Origin of the sequence: Curtobacterium sp. MCLR17_044, from assembly GCF_003234435.1 — a bacterium.
GTDB classification, from domain to species: Bacteria; Actinomycetota; Actinomycetes; order Actinomycetales; family Microbacteriaceae; genus Curtobacterium; species Curtobacterium flaccumfaciens.
Map to the genome: position 1 here is coordinate 1 of NZ_QKTC01000030.1, position 18,101 is coordinate 18,101.

Annotated in this window: 19 protein-coding genes; 10 read left to right on the top strand and 9 right to left on the bottom strand. The window is 67.1% G+C overall.

The annotated features are described in order from the left end of the window. Positions 1–120: 120 nt before the first annotated feature. From DEJ04_RS16835 to DEJ04_RS18270, 3 genes are all read left to right on the top strand, one after another. A complete protein-coding gene (locus DEJ04_RS16835) occupies positions 121–1,923 on the top strand; it encodes a hypothetical protein (protein WP_146248746.1) in 1,803 nt (600 codons plus the stop codon). Between the two features lie 70 nt (positions 1,924–1,993). Then, entirely contained in the window at positions 1,994–2,851 is an 858-nt protein-coding gene (locus DEJ04_RS18265; RefSeq protein ID WP_146248747.1) for a hypothetical protein, read from the top strand. A gap of 446 nt (positions 2,852–3,297) precedes the next feature. Further along, entirely contained in the window at positions 3,298–4,215 is a 918-nt protein-coding gene (locus DEJ04_RS18270; RefSeq protein WP_146248748.1) for a hypothetical protein, read from the top strand. On the opposite strand, the gene DEJ04_RS16845 is transcribed toward DEJ04_RS18270, so the two are convergent. The 3 genes from DEJ04_RS16845 to DEJ04_RS16855 all read right to left on the bottom strand — a co-directional run bounded on the left by DEJ04_RS16845 (position 4,178) and on the right by DEJ04_RS16855 (position 6,043). Then, positions 4,178–4,753 carry a hypothetical protein gene (locus DEJ04_RS16845; RefSeq protein ID WP_111047826.1) on the bottom strand — a complete coding sequence of 192 codons (576 nt, stop codon included), beginning with the start codon at positions 4,751–4,753 and terminating at the stop codon, positions 4,178–4,180. The genes DEJ04_RS18270 and DEJ04_RS16845 overlap by 38 nt on opposite strands. After that, positions 4,750–5,391 carry a hypothetical protein gene (locus DEJ04_RS16850; RefSeq protein WP_258371415.1) on the bottom strand — a complete coding sequence of 214 codons (642 nt, stop codon included), beginning with the start codon at positions 5,389–5,391 and terminating at the stop codon, positions 4,750–4,752. The genes DEJ04_RS16845 and DEJ04_RS16850 overlap by 4 nt, the downstream gene beginning before the upstream one ends. A gap of 199 nt (positions 5,392–5,590) precedes the next feature. Continuing rightward, positions 5,591–6,043, bottom strand: coding sequence for an HD domain-containing protein (locus DEJ04_RS16855; protein WP_111047828.1), 453 nt, complete (start codon positions 6,041–6,043; stop codon positions 5,591–5,593). A gap of 130 nt (positions 6,044–6,173) precedes the next feature. On the opposite strand from DEJ04_RS16855, the gene DEJ04_RS16860 reads away from it, so the two are divergent. The 4 genes from DEJ04_RS16860 to DEJ04_RS16875 are packed head-to-tail and all read left to right on the top strand — an operon-like array spanning position 6,174 to position 9,727. After that, positions 6,174–6,875: a ParA family protein gene (locus DEJ04_RS16860; protein WP_111047829.1), complete on the top strand. Its 702-nt coding sequence runs from the start codon at positions 6,174–6,176 to the stop codon at positions 6,873–6,875. Further along, entirely contained in the window at positions 6,875–7,264 is a 390-nt protein-coding gene (locus DEJ04_RS18630) for a hypothetical protein (RefSeq protein WP_220035581.1), read from the top strand. Before DEJ04_RS16860 ends, DEJ04_RS18630 begins: the two co-directional genes overlap by 1 nt. A gap of 58 nt (positions 7,265–7,322) precedes the next feature. Continuing rightward, a complete protein-coding gene (locus tag DEJ04_RS16870; RefSeq protein ID WP_111047830.1) occupies positions 7,323–8,963 on the top strand; it encodes a hypothetical protein in 1,641 nt (546 codons plus the stop codon). After that, positions 8,960–9,727, top strand: a complete 768-nt coding sequence (locus tag DEJ04_RS16875) for a hypothetical protein (RefSeq protein ID WP_111047831.1) — start codon at positions 8,960–8,962, stop codon at positions 9,725–9,727. Before DEJ04_RS16870 ends, DEJ04_RS16875 begins: the two co-directional genes overlap by 4 nt. A 545-nt stretch (positions 9,728–10,272) precedes the next feature. On the opposite strand, the gene DEJ04_RS18275 is transcribed toward DEJ04_RS16875, so the two are convergent. From DEJ04_RS18275 to DEJ04_RS16905, 6 genes are all read right to left on the bottom strand, one after another. Continuing rightward, positions 10,273–11,673, bottom strand: coding sequence for a hypothetical protein (locus tag DEJ04_RS18275; RefSeq protein WP_146248749.1), 1,401 nt, complete (start codon positions 11,671–11,673; stop codon positions 10,273–10,275). Between the two features lie 373 nt (positions 11,674–12,046). Beyond that, positions 12,047–12,283 carry a hypothetical protein gene (locus DEJ04_RS16885; RefSeq protein ID WP_111047833.1) on the bottom strand — a complete coding sequence of 79 codons (237 nt, stop codon included), beginning with the start codon at positions 12,281–12,283 and terminating at the stop codon, positions 12,047–12,049. Between the two features lie 60 nt (positions 12,284–12,343). Beyond that, positions 12,344–14,443 carry an FtsK/SpoIIIE domain-containing protein gene (locus DEJ04_RS16890; RefSeq protein ID WP_111047834.1) on the bottom strand — a complete coding sequence of 700 codons (2,100 nt, stop codon included), beginning with the start codon at positions 14,441–14,443 and terminating at the stop codon, positions 12,344–12,346. Next, the gene (locus DEJ04_RS16895) at positions 14,440–14,727 is read right to left on the bottom strand and encodes a hypothetical protein (RefSeq protein ID WP_146248750.1); all 288 of its coding nucleotides are present in this window, start codon (positions 14,725–14,727) and stop codon (positions 14,440–14,442) included. The genes DEJ04_RS16890 and DEJ04_RS16895 overlap by 4 nt, the downstream gene beginning before the upstream one ends. Before the next feature lie 86 nt (positions 14,728–14,813). Beyond that, a complete protein-coding gene (locus DEJ04_RS16900; protein WP_111047836.1) occupies positions 14,814–15,518 on the bottom strand; it encodes a hypothetical protein in 705 nt (234 codons plus the stop codon). A 14-nt stretch (positions 15,519–15,532) separates the two neighbouring features. Continuing rightward, entirely contained in the window at positions 15,533–16,264 is a 732-nt protein-coding gene (locus tag DEJ04_RS16905; protein WP_111047837.1) for a hypothetical protein, read from the bottom strand. Positions 16,265–16,531: 267 nt separating this feature from the next. Between DEJ04_RS16905 and DEJ04_RS16910 the strand changes: the two genes are divergently transcribed. The 3 genes from DEJ04_RS16910 to DEJ04_RS16920 are packed head-to-tail and all read left to right on the top strand — an operon-like array spanning position 16,532 to position 18,092. Beyond that, entirely contained in the window at positions 16,532–16,759 is a 228-nt protein-coding gene (locus DEJ04_RS16910) for a hypothetical protein (protein ID WP_111047838.1), read from the top strand. Further along, complete coding sequence (locus tag DEJ04_RS16915) at positions 16,759–17,745, top strand: conjugal transfer protein (RefSeq protein ID WP_111047839.1); 987 nt, start codon at positions 16,759–16,761, stop codon at positions 17,743–17,745. Before DEJ04_RS16910 ends, DEJ04_RS16915 begins: the two co-directional genes overlap by 1 nt. Before the next feature lie 2 nt (positions 17,746–17,747). Beyond that, positions 17,748–18,092 (top strand): hypothetical protein, encoded by a 345-nt coding sequence (locus DEJ04_RS16920; protein WP_111047840.1) that lies wholly within the window; start codon positions 17,748–17,750, stop codon positions 18,090–18,092. Positions 18,093–18,101 lie beyond the last annotated feature (9 nt).

Here is an 18,101-nt window from a genome sequence, read left to right on the forward strand (position 1 = left end):
CTCGGAGATGTGTATAAGAGACAGACGCACCGCAGGGGGGTTGATAATTCGTAAGCCTTGCCCTTACGGTTTTGTAAACCAACCGATTGGGATGACATGAAGCTGTGGTCGAGGAAGCGAATGGCGCGGGAACTGGGAGTGACCCCGCAGCGTGTGCACCAGCTGCAGACCTCCGGGTCGCTGGCGGAGCCCGAGCAGAGCGACGACGTCGTGGCGTGGCCCAACGCCTATGCGGAGTCCTTTGTCGGCCGCAGGCAAGGGAGGACGGTCTCCCAGTCGGTGTACGGGCTGACACCGTCTCCGATCCCGGTCGAGCTCGTCGACGACGTCGTCCTGCAGCTGCAGCAGGAGGAGCGCTTCCCGGTGCACGCGATGCGGTTTGACCACCCGGAAGCCGCGGTGGTGTTCCTGCAGCCGCTTGCGTTCCACGAGACGCCCGATTTCGCCGGCGTCACCCAGGGAGGCAGCGCACGGTCTGTGTTCTCCGACCGGGACGCGCTGCGCCTGGTCGCCAAGCGAGCGGCCGAGTACTGGTTCGAGGGCGACATCACCCGTGCCGCGTTCGTGTTGGTCGGTGAGAAGTACGGCTGCTCGGAGTTCTTCGACTTGGTAGCGACGTACGACGACAGCGACGCTGACCGCCGCCGGCCGGCCCCACACTGGCTGGACGTCCGTTCGCCCACAGAACCGCTCCCGAAGGTGGAGACCAGCGGGATCTCCGCGCGCGTTCTCAGAGAACGGCTCGGACGCCCAGTGCCGATCTTCCTGCCCGATCAGTTCACAACGGAGGTGCTCGAGCAGTGGCAGGCCAACGGACGCCAGCGGGTCGCGCTCGTCCGGGACTACAACGGCTATGCCCGCGCAGCGGCCGCAGCTGCGATCGTGCACGCGCTGCCGGATCTGCAGCCCGACACTCGCGTCGCGCTCGCAGGCGGCCTGCTCGAGCGCGTGCGGTGGGAGGAAAGCGGTGCAGCGCCATCAGGTGAACCGCATGCCGTGGTCGGCCTCGCCGACTGGAACGACGACGTCGACGCCGTCGAGCAGCAGCTCCTCCTCCGCAATCCCGACTTCGCTGCTCGTGCCGGCGCGATTCGCGAGCTTCCGCAGACTGATCCGCTCGCCCCCTCCGCCTTCACCGCTGTGGCAGACAGGGTTCAAGACGTCATCTTCAACACCTACGGCGATCACGGCACATCCCCGTCACCCCGGGTAGAAATCGCGCTGGATGCTGCACTGGGTGCGCTTTACCACCGGACCTGGATGGCTGCGAACAAGCGCGACTCCGACTGGGTCGACGAAGCCAGCTCGCTGCGACCGAAGGGGATGGTGCCGTACACGTTCCGCTCGTGGTCAAGCCATTCCGGCTATGCGCACCCGATCTCCGCGGAGCATGCGCAGGCACTCGCCGGCGATCTGGTCCATGACGACGCCGCGTTCCGCGCGATCCGTGCTCAACTCCTCGAGGCGGCCCGGCACTACGTCGACAAGGAACAGCTGCCGCGGCTGAAGCCGATGCTGTCCCGTGACGTAGGGGGCGTGCGCGTCGGCTACCTGGACGTCACGTCCGAGATCCTCTACTGCGCTGCAATCCCGGTGCTGCGCACCCCGTCGGATCTGCAGGACCCAGCACGCTCGTTCACCAGCATCGTCGTTGAGCCGATGACACAAGAGGGACCGGTCTACCTCGACACGCCCCTCGGCCCGACGCTGATGCCGTTCGCGAGCTCTCACCCTGGCCCATTCACCCACGGGTACAGCGGTAGCGGCCCGCGGAACCTGCGGACCGCAATCGAGGGCTTCCTCGAACACGTCGCAGGGGCACCGCTGTCCGAAGAGTCAGAGGAGCTCATCGGCGCCGCGGTCCATGCAGCGGACCAGGCTGGGCCACTGGTGCTGCCCCGGGATCTCATCCTCAAGGGCTGACCTGCAGGCGAAGACGACCGACAGAGCTAGAGACCCCGGCAGTTCCGGGGCTTGGAGGGATCAGGGGACGATGTTCGAAGCGCGCAACGGGATCACCGGCGACACCATCACCGCGGAAGAGTTCGAGCACGCCGCCGACCGCCAATCGATCGCTCTGCGACTGACATGCCTCGGCTGCAGTGCAGACGCGATGTTCCGACGTCAGTCGATTGACGGCCGCAAGGCGACCTTCTGGGCACGGCATGCGGTCCCGGACTGCCGCTACGCATCGGGGGGCACCGGCGACACCGAGTATCGAGCGCTCCAGGAGACCGACCCGAGAACTCCAGCCGAGAACGTGGTCAAGGTCCGCCCGGCGCAGCACGGGGGCGCTGCGGCGATGGGTCCTCGCCTGGAGCATGATCCCGACGCTCCCCCAGCCGAGCCGGGACGGCGCGGCCGTCACACTGTGCCTGGTGAAGCGGCTCGCGAGTCCGTCCCGACTCAAGGGCTTCGTGCGATCCTGCGTTCGCTGATCCGCGACTCGGAGTATCGCACCAGCTCGAAGCAGCTGGTGCTGCCCGGGCGTGACAAGGACTACACCCACCCGGTTCGACGGGTGTGCGTCCGCACGCTCGACATCACCACCGAGCATGTTGAACCGCCTCGGAGGCGGCTGTACTGGGGTGAGATCCGCTGGGCCGCCGCCTCCGGTGGCTCCTACTGGCTCAACACAGAACGCTGGGAAACCCTCACCGTGCGGGTCCCACCGGACGCGATGGCTGACCTCCTCACCACCTACCGGCTCGACGACGTCGAAGACCTCATCGGCGCCCGATTCATCGTCTACGGCTGGCTCAACGCCAAGGACGATCGCCTCTTCGTGCACGTCAAGGAACCGGAGTGGTTCGACATCCGCCTCCCTGCCGAAGATCCCGCGATCGCTTGACTGTCGCTACGACCCGATTGGGCAGGTCGTCGTCGATTCAACTTAGGGCACCCCTTTTACCAACAAAGGTAGATGGGGTGCCCTTCTTGCTGCTATCTGCAAAGTCTTCTACGATTGCATTCTTTTGACCCCCGAACTGGGGTCAAAGAATGTTTCGCAGAATGCCCGCTATATCGCCCAATGGACCCTATTCTATGTTAGACTGAATACATGATGAACACGAAGGTTCTTCTTTTATTCAGAAAATTGGTAACAAATTGTTCGAGTTATTATTGGTTATTACTCTAATCCTAATTGAATCGGGATACTTCCCGTATTTCGGAACTCTGAGTTTGATGATTTGGGCTCAGATTTACATTACGGTTCGGAGAATCGAAAAATGTTTCCGCAGGGCAACTCAATGGATTGTCAAAAAACTAGGATTGTAAAAATCAGATAGGGGTCCGTTGATCATCCAGATCAGCGGACCCCTTCTCTGTATTTCGGCTACGATCATCGGCGTGGATGAAGACGCGGTCGGCGAAAAATTGAGAGAGCTCGGTCAACGCTGGCGAAGCGCGGTCGACTCCTACCTGCCCACAACAGCACTACCCGCCGCCCCAGGCACTCCGTACGGTGACGACATGGCTCGGATCGGATCAGTCGATAGCGATCTCGTTCCCGGCGTCGTCGCCTCAGCAAAGCTGATGGCTGCCTACGATTCGGCGCGTGCCTTGAGCGTGCTCTGGGCCTCCGGGCATGTCCATCTGCATGCCGACTACGCGCTGCTCCGAAGTGTCCTTGAGAACGCCGGCGTCGCCTGGTGGCTCTTGCAAAGTAACGCCGGTCAGGACGAGCGACTGAGGAGGGCATACCGCATCGTCGGTGATGACCTGCGTAGTGCGCAGGGTAGAGAGAACTTGGCCAAGAGGATGGCGATCACTCTTCCGATTCGAGTTCGGCACCATCGGGAAGCGATTGTGATCAATCGAAGGATCTCGGCGATTGAAGGAGCCATGCGCGCGCTGGGGCTTGGAGATCTACCCGAGGTCAAGAAGTGGCCCCGGTTCGAGATGCTGACTGAAGTGTTGCAACCCGCCCAAAATCACCATCGAAAACAGGTTCCAGACCTGGCGTTTACCTGGCCCTGGGGGATGCTGAGCTCACTCGCACATGGGTCAATGACCAGCATGATGGGCGTATCGGACGTCACCGACGTGGACGGTCAGCCCATCGTGCGCCTCAACGTCGACAACCTCTTCATGTTCGCCCGTTTGACATCCCGCCTGCTGCTGTCGGCGGCACAAGGTTGGTATCGGTACACGGCGAGCTTGCCCCTGCCGGGAACTACTGCGAGCGATGACCCACTTCTCGACCAGGCTTGATTGCCTGGACATCATTCACCTTGCGAGCCTCGACCACATTGCCGTGCACCACACGAGCATCGAAGCGTCCAATCCGATTAATCGAGACCTTCTTGCCCTTTCGCAGGTCACTGGCGAATGACTGGGCAGCGTTGCGGGTGCGGCCCGCGTAGACCTTCACCCACTTGCCGCCGTCGTTCTTGGCGAGGATCTCGATGACCTGCGTCTCGCTCGTTGGGCGTGCAGTGACGGCTGTGGGCAGTCCGAGCTCGGCTGCGGTGGCAGTCGTACTCGAGGTGAGGTCCTCGAGGAGCCAGCTGGCGGTCTTGGCGTTGAGCTTGCGGAGCGTGGGCAGCTTGCCGACGGCCTGCTCAGCACTGATGGGCGTGTAGGTGGCTGCACGGTCTTGTGCGTAGAAGTCGTCTTCGACGGCGGTGCTGTGCTGCCAGGTGCCAGTGTTGGGCAGGTACACGAAGATGCGGTGTTCGCCGGCCGTCTCGTGGGCGGCAATCCACACCAGGTTCTGGTCGCTGTCGCGGACCTCGTGGAACTGGGTCATCGGTTCGTCTCCTCGGTCTCATTGTGCGCCACGGAGTATGGGTTCGGGTAGGTCTTCTCGGTCAGCGGACGGCCGCCGATGCTGGGGAGTTCGCCGAGGCCGGCGGGCGTCGGGATCTCGTTTGAGCGCCCGGTCATCCGCTCGTGTGCTGCCTTCCGCTCGCTGTACGGGGTCTTGCGGTCGCGCTCGATCTCGTAGTCCACGTGGTTCTGGTCCTTCACGGCCTGGCTGAGCTCGGAGTGGAACTGGATCTCGACCGGCCGCTCGTCACCGTGCTGCACGAGGACGTGGATGCCCTTGTACGCGTTGCCGGCGACGTAGGAGTGCTCGGCGGACACCACGGTGTACCCGCGCGCCCGTAGGGCAGCGATCGTGGTGTTGGCGGTGCCCGGGAGGTCGTCGTGCCGCGGGGTGACGGCGGTGTAGCGGAGCAGATCGGTGAGCTTGTCCGAGACGCTCTGGAGTCCGCCGGCGTTCTGGGCGGCTGCGGTCGTGGTTGCGCGGCTGCGGATCTTCCGGGCGAGGGAGGCGGGGCTCTTCATCCGGAACTCGAGCCCGTGTGGCCGGGCGCCGGCGGGGATCGCGTCGACAACGTCGGCAGTGGTGTGCTGCTCTGCTGCGCGGGTTTCGGCGAGCACGGCGATTGTCTCGGTGGCGATCGCCGGTGCGTAGTCCCTCCAAACGGCCTCAGCGCCGTCCTCAGCCGCGGTGCCGGCCCAGTCAACCTCGGGGAGCTGCTTGGTCTGTTCGGGCGCGAGGTCGGCCGTGGTGAGCTGTTGGAGGCGCCGTCGGTCGCGGCATCGTCGGCCTCCCTCCGCGCAGGACTGGCACATGGGGCTACTCCCCCTCGAGCAGCCGCAGGGAGCGCTCGTACTTCGCTACCAGCCGCTGGCGGGTGCTCTCGTCGAGCAGCGCGAGGCGCTCGGGGTCGGTGTTGTCCTCGATGTCGGCGGCCTTGACCGCTCGGGCGCCGGCGCGGGCACGCACCCGCGCGAAGTACTCCTCAGCCGGCTCCCCTGGGCGCTTGGTGACCGCGTCGACGTCGTCGACGACGTCAACGGGGATGCCGCGGGCGAGCAGATCCGCTCGAGTGAGCTCGGTGTCCTCGAGGACGTCGTGGAGGAGCGCCGCGGCGACCACTGCTGCCGAAGCATCCGGGTCTCGCCGGCGGACGCGCTTGGCGACGCGGACAGGGTGCTCGATGTAGGCGTGACCGCTCTTGTCGACCTGCCCGGCGTGCGCTTCGCGGGCGATCGTCAACGCGGTCGCGACCAGCTGTTCCTGTCCCATGCGTCCAAAGTAGCATGTTCCTAACACAACTTACAGAGTCTGTTTCTTACAGATTCCGTAACTCTGTTGCTTCCAGACTCCGGGGTGTAGTACATTCGTCAATGTCAGATCGAAACCGGAAGGACGCACCATGCCAACTCCACGGAAGGCCGCCGCGCCAACACCAGTGGCGCCCTGGATCGTCGCGATCGCGATGCAGAAGGGCGGCGTCGGGAAGACCACGACCACGATGGGTCTCGCAGCAGTGCTGTCCGAGACGTGCCGGGTTCTCGTCGTCGACATCGACCCGCAGGGCTCGGTCACGTTCTGGGCCGAGCGAGCCGGGGACAACCTGCCGTTCGACTTCGCCGCGGACCTCGACCCGAACAACCTCGCCCGGCTGCGCGAGCTGCCGTACGACGTGATCATCGTCGACACCCCCGGGTCGCTCGAGTCGACCCACATCCTCACGCCCGTTCTCGATGAGGCTGACTTCGTCATCGCCCCGACCGAGGCCGAGGCGCTGTCGATCGACCCGTTGCGCAAGACCGTCGAGACGCTCATCGTCCCGCGGGGTCTGGACTACCGGGTGCTGATCAACAAGTACGACCCGCGCACCCCGCAGGATCTCGAAGACATCCAGGAGCTCGTCGACCAGATCGGCCTGAATCGGTTCCAGAACGCGGTCCGCCGGTACAAGTCGCACTCCAAGGCGCCGATCGACGGTCTCGTGGTGACGCAGTACCGGGCGTCCCGCAACGACCTCAAGGCCAGTGAGGACTTCCGTCGCATCGCGATGGAGCTCCTCTCAATCCGTGCCATGTCACCCCGAACCGTGCAGGAGGACCACTGATGGCCCGGAAGAAGCTCACCTCACTGCTGGACAGCGCAGCCGTCGACGAGACGACCGAGCCGCATCCGACGACGGAGACCGCTGCACCCGAGGCCCCTGCCGCCGCAGCGTCGGCACACGAGGCTCCCGCGCCGGCTGCTGAGAAGCCCGCCGCATCGACTGCACTGTTCGAGGACCTCGTGCGCAAGGAGTGCCGGTTCCGCGACGACCAGCTCGAGGATCTGTCTCGGTCCGCCCGCCGGCTGCAGCGCACGCGCTTGGCCCCGGGGCCGCGCATCACCGACAACACGCTGATCCGGGTCGCCGTCGACCTGCTGATGAGCCGCGCCGACGAGCTGCAGGGCTCCACTGAGGCTGAGATCCGCGCCTCCCTCGGCCTCACTGACTAACTCTGTAAGTCTGTAACTACGGGTCTCTGTAGTTCCGGCACTCCGGAAGGAACACGCGATGGACAACAGCTACCGTCCCCGCGGCTGGACCCCGAAAGAGGTCCCCACGATCTGGCTCGACCACACCACCGGTCAGGGCGTCACCCGCGAAGGCACCACCGTCCGGGCCAAGGTGGGCACGGGCCGGAAGAACCCGAACCTCACTGATCTGCTCGACACGGCTGCGACGTACGGCGCCGAGCGCATCATGCTCAGCGGCAAGCGTCCGGAACCGGCGCCCGGTGTGCGGCACTGGCTGTTCGTGCAGACGCCGAACTGGATTCCCGGCTCCCACTGGGTCGCCGGTGGACCGCCGACAGGTCGCTTCCAGCACGCGGTGACCGGTCAGAAGGTCGAGGTCCGCACGGTGCAAGAGTGGTTCGGGGATCTCCCACTTACTCCCGCGCAGGCGCGCCTGGCGTGGAACACGCTCGAGGAGATCATCGCCAGCGTCGACGACCGCGCACGACTGATGCTCTCGCCGGCAGCGACCGGCACGAATCTCTGGGCGTGGTCACTGCCGAAGAACATCAACCCGATCCCGGTCTCACCGGACATGGCGGCCGACATCAAGGGCACCGCTGGCCAGCACCACTACGACCACATGGTCGCCGGAAAGAGCATGCAGCAGCACGAGGACTGCGTGCCGCTGATCGATCCCGCGAAGACGAAGAAGATCCAGACCTTCGCCCACATCGACGGCCGGTTCATGTACTCCTCGCTCGGCCGAGAGCTCGGCATTGGACCGGGACTCCGGCTGAACCGTGCCGGCGCCTACGCACTGCTCGAAAGCGACCCGTACGCGCGCGCTCGGTTCCTCGTCCGGTTCAAGGTGCCGGACGACTGGAACCACGTGGGGCTGCTGGGCATGCAGCACTTCAAGGTCGAGGACGGCTGGTACTACCCGAACCGTCCTGGTGCGACGGGGGAGACCTGGGCCGACGCCGCCGAAGTGTTCGTGGCGTTGAACGCGGGCTGGTTCGTGGAGCCCCTCGAGGCGATCCAGTTCACCCGGGCCCGGCCGTTGGACACGTTCTACGAGCGCATCAAGCGCGCTCGTGACCGAGTGCGGTCCAACCCAGAGCTGCCGGACCTGCTGCGGGACGCGTTGGCTGCTGCGCTGCGCGCGATCCTGGTTCAGACGGTCGGTAACTTCAACTCCGCCGGCCGGTCCCAGACCCGTGTCGCGGAGAGCTCGTTCGATGTACCGGCGGAGTACCAGTCGACGGTGGTGCAGCAGGGGAAGCTGTTCCTGTATCAGATCCCCAGCACGGTGACGGAGCGCGCGCGGATGTTCTTCCACCCCGAGTTCGCCGCGCAGATCTGGGGGCGCGGCCGCGCCGCGGTGCTCTCCAGCCCTTCCGGGCTCGGGCACCGGACCGCGGGGGCGCTCGCGATCCCCGGGCACACCCTCATCGGGATCAACGGTGACGCGATCTACACGACCGAGCTGCCGTCGTGGAGCCTCCCAACCGAGCACGGAGGCGGGGACGACGGTAAGAACGGTCGCCTCCGCCTCCAGGGTCTGCTCTCAGGCTCATTCTTGACGCCAGCATCTCGAGACGCCCGTGACGCGTTGGCGAAGCGTGCCGATGCTGCCGGACCCTCGTCCGCGTGGGCCAACAGCACGGGCGACGCCGCTGACGGCGTGGCGTCGTGAGCGACCCGACGTCGCGGCAGAACAGCACCGCGCAGCAACTCGTTCAGGAGCTCCGTGGTCGCGGGCTGAGCGTGGCAGAGATCGCTGGCGAGCTGCAGCGTTCGCCGCGCATGGTCCGGAAGGTGCTCGACGGGACCACCAGCGGCGCCATGTACCGGGCGTCGCTGCTCGAGCTGGCACGCACGGGGCAGACGAGCATCATCCCGCCCCGTCGCCGCAACAGCTCCGGGCAGCTCGTGCGCGTCCGGAACAAGGCCGGTGCCGAGGAAGCGACCGTGGTGCCCCAGGACACCGGCGGCAAGTACACCCCGGACCGGCAGGGTGGCCGGCTCCGCACGACCACCTACCTCGGCGGCGGCGGCCGGCAGCACAACATGCAGATCCCGAAGGGCCGCACGGCGAAGGGCCGCCAGCAGGCCAACGGCGAGATCTTGCAGCGCGTGCGCGGCGCCGCCCGAGGGCAGGCACGTGACACCCAGCAGATGATCAAGACGCGCGTCACGTACGCCAACGGCCGAGTGATGGAGATCAAGGAGTACAACGCCTCCACGATGCTCAAGCGCATCAACGACCACGGCGGCGACGCCCTGTCATGGTTCCGCGACGAGAACGGCGAGCGGTACACCAATCTCGACGTCTCCGACCAACCGATCACCGGAGTGACGATGACGGTCTACGGCAAGAGCAAGACGCAGGAGTACGACCGTCAGAAGGCCCGCGGCCGGCAGCGGCGCACACAGTCCGGGTGGCGCCCGAACTACTGACGACCGACGCAGAGAACGGTCCGTACGGCGATGGGGGGATCGCGTACGGGCCGTTCTTGCGTCCGGGGTGTTGGGGGGAACGCCCCGGTGCGACCACGGTAGCGCCGGCCGCCGTCACGTGCACCCACGAGCCCGTGAGGCGCTCCCAGCGGGCACGACCATCCGCCGGGAGCGGGCCGGTGGGAGCCGAACGAATCTGCCCGGGGGTCTCTTCCCTGACTCTTCACCGTGGATAGGATTGGCCGGGACGTGCCCCCCAGGGCTAAGGGCCGGCCAACCCCTACCCCCGTCTCGACTCAGTACCTCCGGAACTTACAGACTTCCGAAGCCTGGTACTTCGGCTCTCCGGCACTTCCGTACTGCCGGACATCGGCACTCTGGTGGTCTGTGACTTCGGCTCTTCCGCACTTCCAGATCTCCGAACTCCCGCCGTCCGGAACTCCGAACCTTCCGGTGTTCGGCACTTCCGAACACCGGCACGCCGGGCAGCTATGTGCCGCACGGCGCAGTTGCCGCCGATCGACGCGGTCACCGCGGTGGCTGGTTCAGCGGGCGACGGTGAGGCCCGCCGGCACGTAGGGCAGCGTCCGCAGGGTCCGCGAGCTCGGGGCGCCGGCAGCGCGGGCGGCGGCGATCGCGGCGGCCAGCTCGTCCGCGTCTTCGGCGGCGACGCGGGCCTGAGCTGCTTCGAGCTCGCGCTGCCACTCCGGCACCGTCGACGCTCGCCGGGGCCGCGTCCCGGGTGTCGGCGCCGCGGCGTCGACGTCGCCGGGCTTCGGCGTCGTTGCGGCGGTCGGGGGAGTACTCGCGGCGTCCTCGGCTGCGTGGAGGGCCTGCAGCCGGACCCAGCCCTCACGGAACGTGACGTCGGTGGCCCAGAGCTGCTCGAGGTCGCGCTGCCCGGTGAACTCCGGGGGAGTGGGGGGTACCGACACGGTCGACGTCGGCCGGCGGAACGCACGAGCGAGGCGCGCACGCAGCCACCCGAGGCCGTCACGGAACCGGTAGTGCGGCTCCCACCGCAGGACCCGCACGAGCAGCTCGTCAGCCGTGTACGAGGCGTCGATGCCGAAGTCGTCGAGGATGCGCACTAGACCCAGCACGGAGCGTCCCTGCGTGAATCGTCCGACCACGGAACCGTCCTGGCGCACTGTCGCGGCATCCAGGGCCGCCACAAGCCGCCGGAAGGCCGGCGAGCGTTCGCTCAGCGGTCGCAGTGGTGCTCGTGTGCTCTTCGGCCGTGTGGAAGATCCCTGCTGTCCCGGTCGCGCAGCGGCCGTCCGCCGCGAACGCGGCTTGTTGGGTATCTCTGTAACGGGAGAAGAGCTTCTAGTTGAGGTTTCGGGATGTAGGTGGAAGGTGCTTTCCCCGCGACGAGGTCGATGAGTCGCTGCTGCAGCGGCCAGGTGCCCCGGCACGATCAGCGCCGCCTCGTTGCCCACCGCCTTCTGGTACAGCCCCCGAGCGCGGAACATCGCCTGCTCACGAGCCGACAACGGCCGCCCCACCCGCACCATCGCGTAGAGGCCCAGCTCCGTGAGGATCGCGGTCACCTGCTGCACGCGCTTCATCGCGGCCTGCACCCGTCGACGGCCAGCATCGGTCGACACGTCGACGTCGTCGAGCAGCCCGGCCTTCATCGCGATCGTCTGTCGCGACGCGGTCACCCCGCGGCCGGTGGTGTTGTCAGCGAACGACGCCAACGCGTGCACGATCGCCCAGAACGGCTCGTCGGCCACCCACTTGCGCACCCACGCCTTCCGCAGCGCACGGCCCTGCTCAGAGCCGACCGCGGCCGCGACCGCTGCGAGGTACTGCCGACGGGACGACCACGCCGGCAGTGCCGCGTACGCACCCTCTGGTGCCGGCAGCGTCGATGAGCGTCGACCCACGCGGGCGCGCTCAGTCCAGTCGGTACCCCACGACTTCGGTGCCTTGAGCGCCACCCGGCGACGGTGCCCGCGGGCGTCTTCGAGGAACCGCCAGGCGACCCGGTCCGAGTGAACGGAGGGTGCGGCGGTTGTGGGGTCAGCACTCGACGATCCGCGCAGCTGCTGGGCAGCGGGGGGTACCGAAGTACCGGCATCCGTGAGTTGGGAAGTTACAGACTTCCGAACTTCCGGCGGCGAGTCGTGGATAACCGTAGATGTAGGGCTTACGATGGGATCACCCCCGGGACCTCCATTCCGGTGGGTACGACGAAGGTCCGGCGGGCAGCCGGTGCTTCGAAGGAACGAACTCGGAACCTGTTAGTCGCCAAACTGGGCAGGTTCAGAGCCAAATACGTGGGCCCCTCGCTTCGGCGGGGGGCCTTTTGGTTTAGGCCTCGTCGATAGGCAGCTCCCCGTCGTCCACTGAGACCGGGTACGGCCACCACACGGGCACACCCCGGGAGTCCAGCTCCAGGTGCGCGACCATCTCGTCGATGAACGCGGAATCCGAGAAGTCCACGATCTCCGCGATCCGGGTGATCTTGTCCTTGGAAGCGCGTTCGATGATCCAACCGGGACGCACAGGGTCCACGATGGTCTTCCGACGCTTGCGAGGCTTGGCCATGGCAACAAGCTAAGTGCACGTATGCACTAATTGCCCGTAGTGCGTCCCCGGCGTGTCGGATCACTGGGCGTCCGGCAGGCGCATGTCGATGCGGTCGTCGCCGGGCAGGGAGACCGTGCCAGGCTCACCGGACTCATAGTCGCGGTAGGACAGCTCGACGTAGCCCTCGTCGGCGTCGTCGTAGCCAGCGAACTCGAGGACGCCCCAGACGCCCTCCTCGACCTCGACGAGCGCACCTTCGGTCTGGAGGTACCCGTTGCCGTCGAGGAGCTCTTCCACGCTCGAGGTGCTGGGTTCGGTGTAGCCCTCGAACGGCTGCAGCTGTTCGTCGGGTTCCTCGGCCTCGATCTGGATCTGCTCGAGCTGCTTCGCGACGGGGGACTCGTAGACGCCGGCCATCTTCCGGATCGGCATCGCGTCCGCGATCGTCGCCTTCGCGATCCGGGCGTTCATGTAGTCGTCGAAGTCGGCGCCGTTCTTGATGAGCTTGCCGTTGTCGTCGAACTCGGGGGAGTCGTCTGGGTCGATGATCCGCTTCGTGTCCCAGAGGTTCACGCGCGGACGGAGGTTCTCGACCAGCTGCAGGTCGGTCTCGAACGCCCACTCAGAGGGGTTCTCGGGATCGGTCTGCTCGGGGTCCGGAGTCCAGTAGGTCTGCAGCTCGACGGGGGTACCGGACTTGTTGCGGGCCATGCCGCGGCCCTTGGCGTTCACGGGCACCGTGGTGCCGGTCACGAACGACTGCCACATCATCTTCGCGCCCTCGGGGGAGAGCTTGCCGAGGCTGACGCGGAACCCGAAGTTGTCGCGCATGTCACCGGTCAGGAACTCGGCGTCCGGGCGCTGCAGGCCGATCAGGAGGTGGATGCGGAGCTTCCGGCCGAGGCTGACGATGTCGGAGAACTCGGTGAGGGTGACCGGGGTCGTCGACGCGCCCTTGGGCTTCACGGAGCGGTACCAGGCGAGCAGGGCGTTGCGGAAGGTCTTGAACTCGTCGACGACGAACAGGACCGGCTCGAAGTCGTTTAGGCGCACCCGGCGGCTCTCGTACGCCTCCATGCGTTCCTGCATCAGCTCGTATACGGCGCGGACGACGCGGGCCTGGTGATCGATGCGGCCGGCGATGAGCTCGACGTTGGGGTACTCGCGCAGACCGAGCAGCTCGATGCGCTTGCCGTCGATGCCCCAGATCCGCCAGCCGTGCGCGGCGAGGTACATGACGATGCCGAGGATCACGACGGTCTTGCCCTTACCGGTCTCACCGGTGACCATTCCGTGGGCCTGGTCCTTCGGCTTCCAGACGATGACCTCGCCGTCCTCGTCCTTGCCGATCGGGACGGCCATCTGGTCGTAGCCGGCCTTCGGGTCCACGTTCTCCGGCGCGACGGCCGGGTTCGGGATCAGGGACTCCAGCTTGGGGCGCAGCTCGAACCGGACGAAGTCGCGTTGGAGATCCCAGAACGCTCGCCACCGACCGGCGAGGACCGCGCTGGTGGCGCTCTCGATGTGGGTGCGCACGCCCTCACGGGTCAGGCGCGGGGACACCTCGAACTTGACCGTGATCTCCTTCGGCTCGCCGTCGTCGTCCGTCTTCGTCGTGACCTGCGCGTCAGCGCCGAACGTCTTCGCCATCTGCGTCCGGACACGCTCGGTCTTCTCATCCGCCTCGCGGTCGGTGACGGAGTCGTGCTCGGTGAGCCAGACCAGCCCGCGACGTTCGTTGTGCTTGGCGACGCGGTAGCTGATGCCGAACCGGGCTGCGGCGCGACGGCGGAGCTCGTTGACGAGCTCGATCGCGCTGACGTCGACGGCGGACGCCGTGTTGTACGAGAGCCGGAGCTTCCGCGGGGTGCCAACCCAGGAGCCCTTCCACGCTGCCGCACGCACGCGAGAGCGGTCGGGCTCGGGCCAGCCGAGGACGGTGTTGACGCTGATGAGGAACAGGTCGACCTGCTCGGCACGACGGGCGGCGCGCGTGTGGAAGACGATGATGCCGGCGACGGCCAGTACCGCCCCGATCCCGATGCCGACGGCGAGGCCGGTCGCCGAGACCGCCGCAGCGATCCCGGTGCCGACGAGGGCGAGCGCGACGATCGTCGCGACGCCGCCGAACCATCCTCCGCGTCTGGGCAGCCGGTCGATGCCGACAGCCCGGCTCACGCGCGGCTCCGCTTCTCCTGCGCTGCGCGGACCCGCGAACGCACCAGCAGCACCACGATCAGCACCACCAGTACCAGCGCGCCGGCGGCGATCGCGATCCGCGCCAGATCAAGGCCTGCACCGGTACCGATCGGGATCAGTACCCCCTCCGTGGCGAGCACGTGCGCCTTCACGAGCCAGGCTTGCGCGGTGGGTACGGCACTCGCGAGCAGCGTTGGTCCGATGACCACCGCGGCGATGATCCCGGCGAACCAGGTCCACATGTCGTCGTTGCTGTTCTGCACAGCGGCTCCCTTCATCGCGGACCGGTGTGGCCCTCACTGGTAAAGGGGTGACCTCGTCCGGGGGAACCGGGACAAATCAGTCGAGCTCAGGGGATCTCGGGCGCGGCGTATCGCTTCGACGCCCACGTGATCGGCGTCTGATAGGTGCCGGTGCTCGTCTCGTACTGACCGCCCGTGGGCTGGTTCGACGACCCGTCAGCGAAGGCGTGGATGCACCAGGTGAGGGTGCGGCCGGCAGCGACCGGGGAGACGGAGTCCAGGCCCGCGCATTCCGGGGAAGTCAGGGTGTTCGCGCTGGACAGCTGGTCCGCGCCGGGGTGCGTGGCGATCGTGAAGCGCGCCAGGTCGGAGGCGGTCAGCGCCGCGGTCGGTTCGACGTGCGTGCCGTCTTCGTCGACGACGCCGAGCACCGTCAGCGACACGGGCATCGTCCACACCGTGTCGTAGCCAGCGAGAGCGGAGCGCTGCTGCAGGACGGCAGCGACCTGGTCAGCGGGCAGCTTGGTGAGTTCGTCCATCGTGACGCGGGCGTACACGGTGTCCCCGTTCGCGGCGTCGATGGTGAGGGTGGCGGGCAGGCCCACCGAGAGCTGCGCACCGGTAGTGCTGAGTCGTGTGTTGAGCAGCTCCTGCAACTCCCGGTCGTCGGACCCGCTCGAGGCGGAGGGGACAGCGGCCGGGGCTGCGCCGTTCGTCTCAGGGTGCTGTGCGGTGGGCCGGTGCACGGCGATGACGACGATGGCGATGACGACCGCGGCGATCGCAGCGGCGACGAGGAGAAGCTTGCGCATGGTGGGGGCCTCGCTCAGGCGGCGTACGCGGTGCGGGCGGCGATGCCGATGCGGTTCCGGACCCGCGCGAGGCGCTTCCGGACGCCTTCGCTGGTGATGCCGAGATCCGCGGCGATCGCGGTGTGGCTCTCCTCGCCGAGGTAAGCACGGCCGAGCAAGGCGACTTCCTCCGTGGAGACCACGTGCGTGTCGACCGCCCAGGTCAGCAGGTTCGCGAGCTCGGACTCGGGGGAGGGCTCCGGCTCGGTCCATGCGCCGGCGACGTGCTCGAGGACCTCGTCCGTGACGCAGTTGGTGACGCCGGCGACGAGTCGGTCGTTCGCGGACGGCTTCGGTGCGATCACGCTGAGCGTGCCCATCGTCAGGTTCGCCATCACCCGGCTGTGAAGGTGCAGCTTGTACCGGCGGATGCTCTCCCACGCGGCACCGATCGCGATGTCGACCCGGTCGTTCCTGCTGAGCTCGTCGAGCGCGTGGACCCGGTGCGCCATGCTCCGCGCCGCCGGGATCAGCAGCTGCAGCAGCACCCGCTCAGCGATCCGGTCACCGGCGTGCGCCAGCTCGAGCAGCTCGTGCAGCAGAGCGTCACGGTCACCGTCGACGGTCCGACGAGCCTGATCGAGCATCGCGTCGGCGGTCATCGTGCCGTGACTGCCGAAGGCGTGCACACGGCCCGCGATCTCGTCCGCCCACTCCCGACGCAGCTTGCTGTCGAGCGAGAAAGCACGGTTGGTGATGGTGCTCATGAGAACCCCCGAGGTGAGACGAACCGTTGACTCGAACGACGGTCCTCACGCGGGAGGTACTGCCGGGGGTACCGGGAAACACGCTTCGGCGGCCGAGATGCCGGCTGTCACCTGGTCCCTCCACGAGGCGCATGAACACGGGGATCGGCGGAGGAACGGGCCTCAGAAAAATTGCTCGAGGAATTTGTCCCGGTCGACCCGATCGGGGGCACCCCTTTACAGGTGAGAGGCCATTTCCGGTCTCGCCATCGACGAAGGGACCGTGCGATGCCCACGCACGACGACGCAGCACCGCAGCTGCCCGACGGGATGCTCAAGGAGCTGAACGAGCACGCCCGAGTGCTCTCCGCCTACGACCAGGCACAGGACGTCGCACTCGATCTGCACGAGAAGCCGTTCAGCCCGGAGACCCAGGCGCGGGCGCTGCGTTACCTGCAGTCGCCGGAGTACCAGCGTGCGATCGACGCGGTCCGTGTCCGCGGAAGGAGCGCGTGATGAAGCTGCCGAAGAAGAAGACCCCGCAGCCGGCATCGACCGAGCCCGAAACCACCGCACAGGCCGCGCAGTGGACCAACGGTGGACGCCTCAGCGCGCGAGGCGTCACGATCGCGATCGCCGCCGCTCTCGTCTGCGGGCCGGCCGCACTGGCGCTGACCGTCCTCTCCGGCGGCGGCAGCTCCGAGGCCGCTCCCCGGGCAGTCAGCTCCGAGCAGGCGTCGCCGCTGCAGCAGTCCGCTGGCAGCTTCGCCGCCGGCTTCGTCGCAGCGTGGCTCGCCGCCGACCGCGACAACTCGTCCGCACTCGACGCCTACACGACGACCAACATCGAGCTGCCCAAGACCGGGTTCCAGTACCGCGATCTGGTCGTTGCCTCATCGACGACCACCCGCGACGGGCTCGCCCAGGTTGTCGTCGCGGCGAACGTGAAGGACGACACCATCGACGCCGACAAGGGCGACCAGTGGCCGCGCCGCTACTTCCAGGTCACCGTCACCGACGGCGGCAACAAGCTCAGCGCCGTCGGGCTGCCCGCCCCGGTCGCCGGCCCCCGGCACACCACCGACGGGGTCTCCCTCGGCTACGGCGAAACCATCTCCACTAGCTCCGCCGCCGGGAAGGCCGTCAACGCATTCCTCGCCGCCTACCTCACCGGGCAGGGCGACACGGAGCCCTACACCGCGCCCTCGAAGTCCATCCCCCCGATCGACCCGGCCCCGTACGCGTCCCTGTCGATCGGGACCCTCACCGCCACCACGACGCCGTCCGAGCACCCCACCGACGGCGCGACCGTGAACGTCTACGCGACCGTCACGGCGTCCAACTCCGTCGGCCAGCAGGTCACCGCCACCTACCCGATCACCCTCCGCGCACGCGCGGACCGATGGGAAGTGTCCGCGCTCGGTACCGCACCGACGCTCTCGAACTCCGACGCCGCTACCCCGGCGCCGTCGGCCACCCCCGCACCGACCGAAGGGAACTGACCATGTCCATCACCACCCTCGCCACCACCGCTGTCACCGGCGTCACCGACGCGACCACCCGGCTGACCGTCAAGACCGCCCTCGCCATCGGCGACGTCACCGGACCCGTCCTCGCCGGCGGGCTCGTCGACACCGCCAACGACCAGCTCAACCAGTTCAAGGCGCTCATCATCACCGCTGGTGTCGTCATCGGCCTCGTCGCGTTCTTCATGATCTCGATCAAGAAGGGCTGGGCGATGGGCGGCATCATCCAGGGCATCTTCGTCGGCGCGCTCATCGCCTTCGCCGTCGGCGGCGGCGGCACGATCTGGCTGGGCAACCAGCTCAAGGACCAGCTGGGGAGCTGATCCACGCCC

Excerpts from the sequence above, each read along its gene's own strand:
- DEJ04_RS16845 (WP_111047826.1), bottom strand. The coding sequence starts at position 4,753 with ATGACCCAGTTCCACGAGGTCCGCGACAGCGACCAGAACCTGGTGTGG.
- DEJ04_RS16870 (WP_111047830.1), top strand. The coding sequence starts at position 7,323 with ATGGACAACAGCTACCGTCCCCGCGGCTGGACCCCGAAAGAGGTCCCC.
- DEJ04_RS16860 (WP_111047829.1), top strand. The coding sequence starts at position 6,174 with ATGCCAACTCCACGGAAGGCCGCCGCGCCAACACCAGTGGCGCCCTGG.
- DEJ04_RS16910 (WP_111047838.1), top strand. The coding sequence starts at position 16,532 with ATGCCCACGCACGACGACGCAGCACCGCAGCTGCCCGACGGGATGCTC.
- DEJ04_RS18265 (WP_146248747.1), top strand. The coding sequence starts at position 1,994 with ATGTTCGAAGCGCGCAACGGGATCACCGGCGACACCATCACCGCGGAA.
- DEJ04_RS16905 (WP_111047837.1), bottom strand. The coding sequence starts at position 16,264 with ATGAGCACCATCACCAACCGTGCTTTCTCGCTCGACAGCAAGCTGCGT.
- DEJ04_RS16915 (WP_111047839.1), top strand. The coding sequence starts at position 16,759 with ATGAAGCTGCCGAAGAAGAAGACCCCGCAGCCGGCATCGACCGAGCCC.
- DEJ04_RS16885 (WP_111047833.1), bottom strand. The coding sequence starts at position 12,283 with ATGGCCAAGCCTCGCAAGCGTCGGAAGACCATCGTGGACCCTGTGCGT.
- DEJ04_RS16855 (WP_111047828.1), bottom strand. The coding sequence starts at position 6,043 with ATGGGACAGGAACAGCTGGTCGCGACCGCGTTGACGATCGCCCGCGAA.
- DEJ04_RS16835 (WP_146248746.1), top strand. The coding sequence starts at position 121 with ATGGCGCGGGAACTGGGAGTGACCCCGCAGCGTGTGCACCAGCTGCAG.
- DEJ04_RS16900 (WP_111047836.1), bottom strand. The coding sequence starts at position 15,518 with ATGCGCAAGCTTCTCCTCGTCGCCGCTGCGATCGCCGCGGTCGTCATC.
- DEJ04_RS16920 (WP_111047840.1), top strand. The coding sequence starts at position 17,748 with ATGTCCATCACCACCCTCGCCACCACCGCTGTCACCGGCGTCACCGAC.
- DEJ04_RS18630 (WP_220035581.1), top strand. The coding sequence starts at position 6,875 with ATGGCCCGGAAGAAGCTCACCTCACTGCTGGACAGCGCAGCCGTCGAC.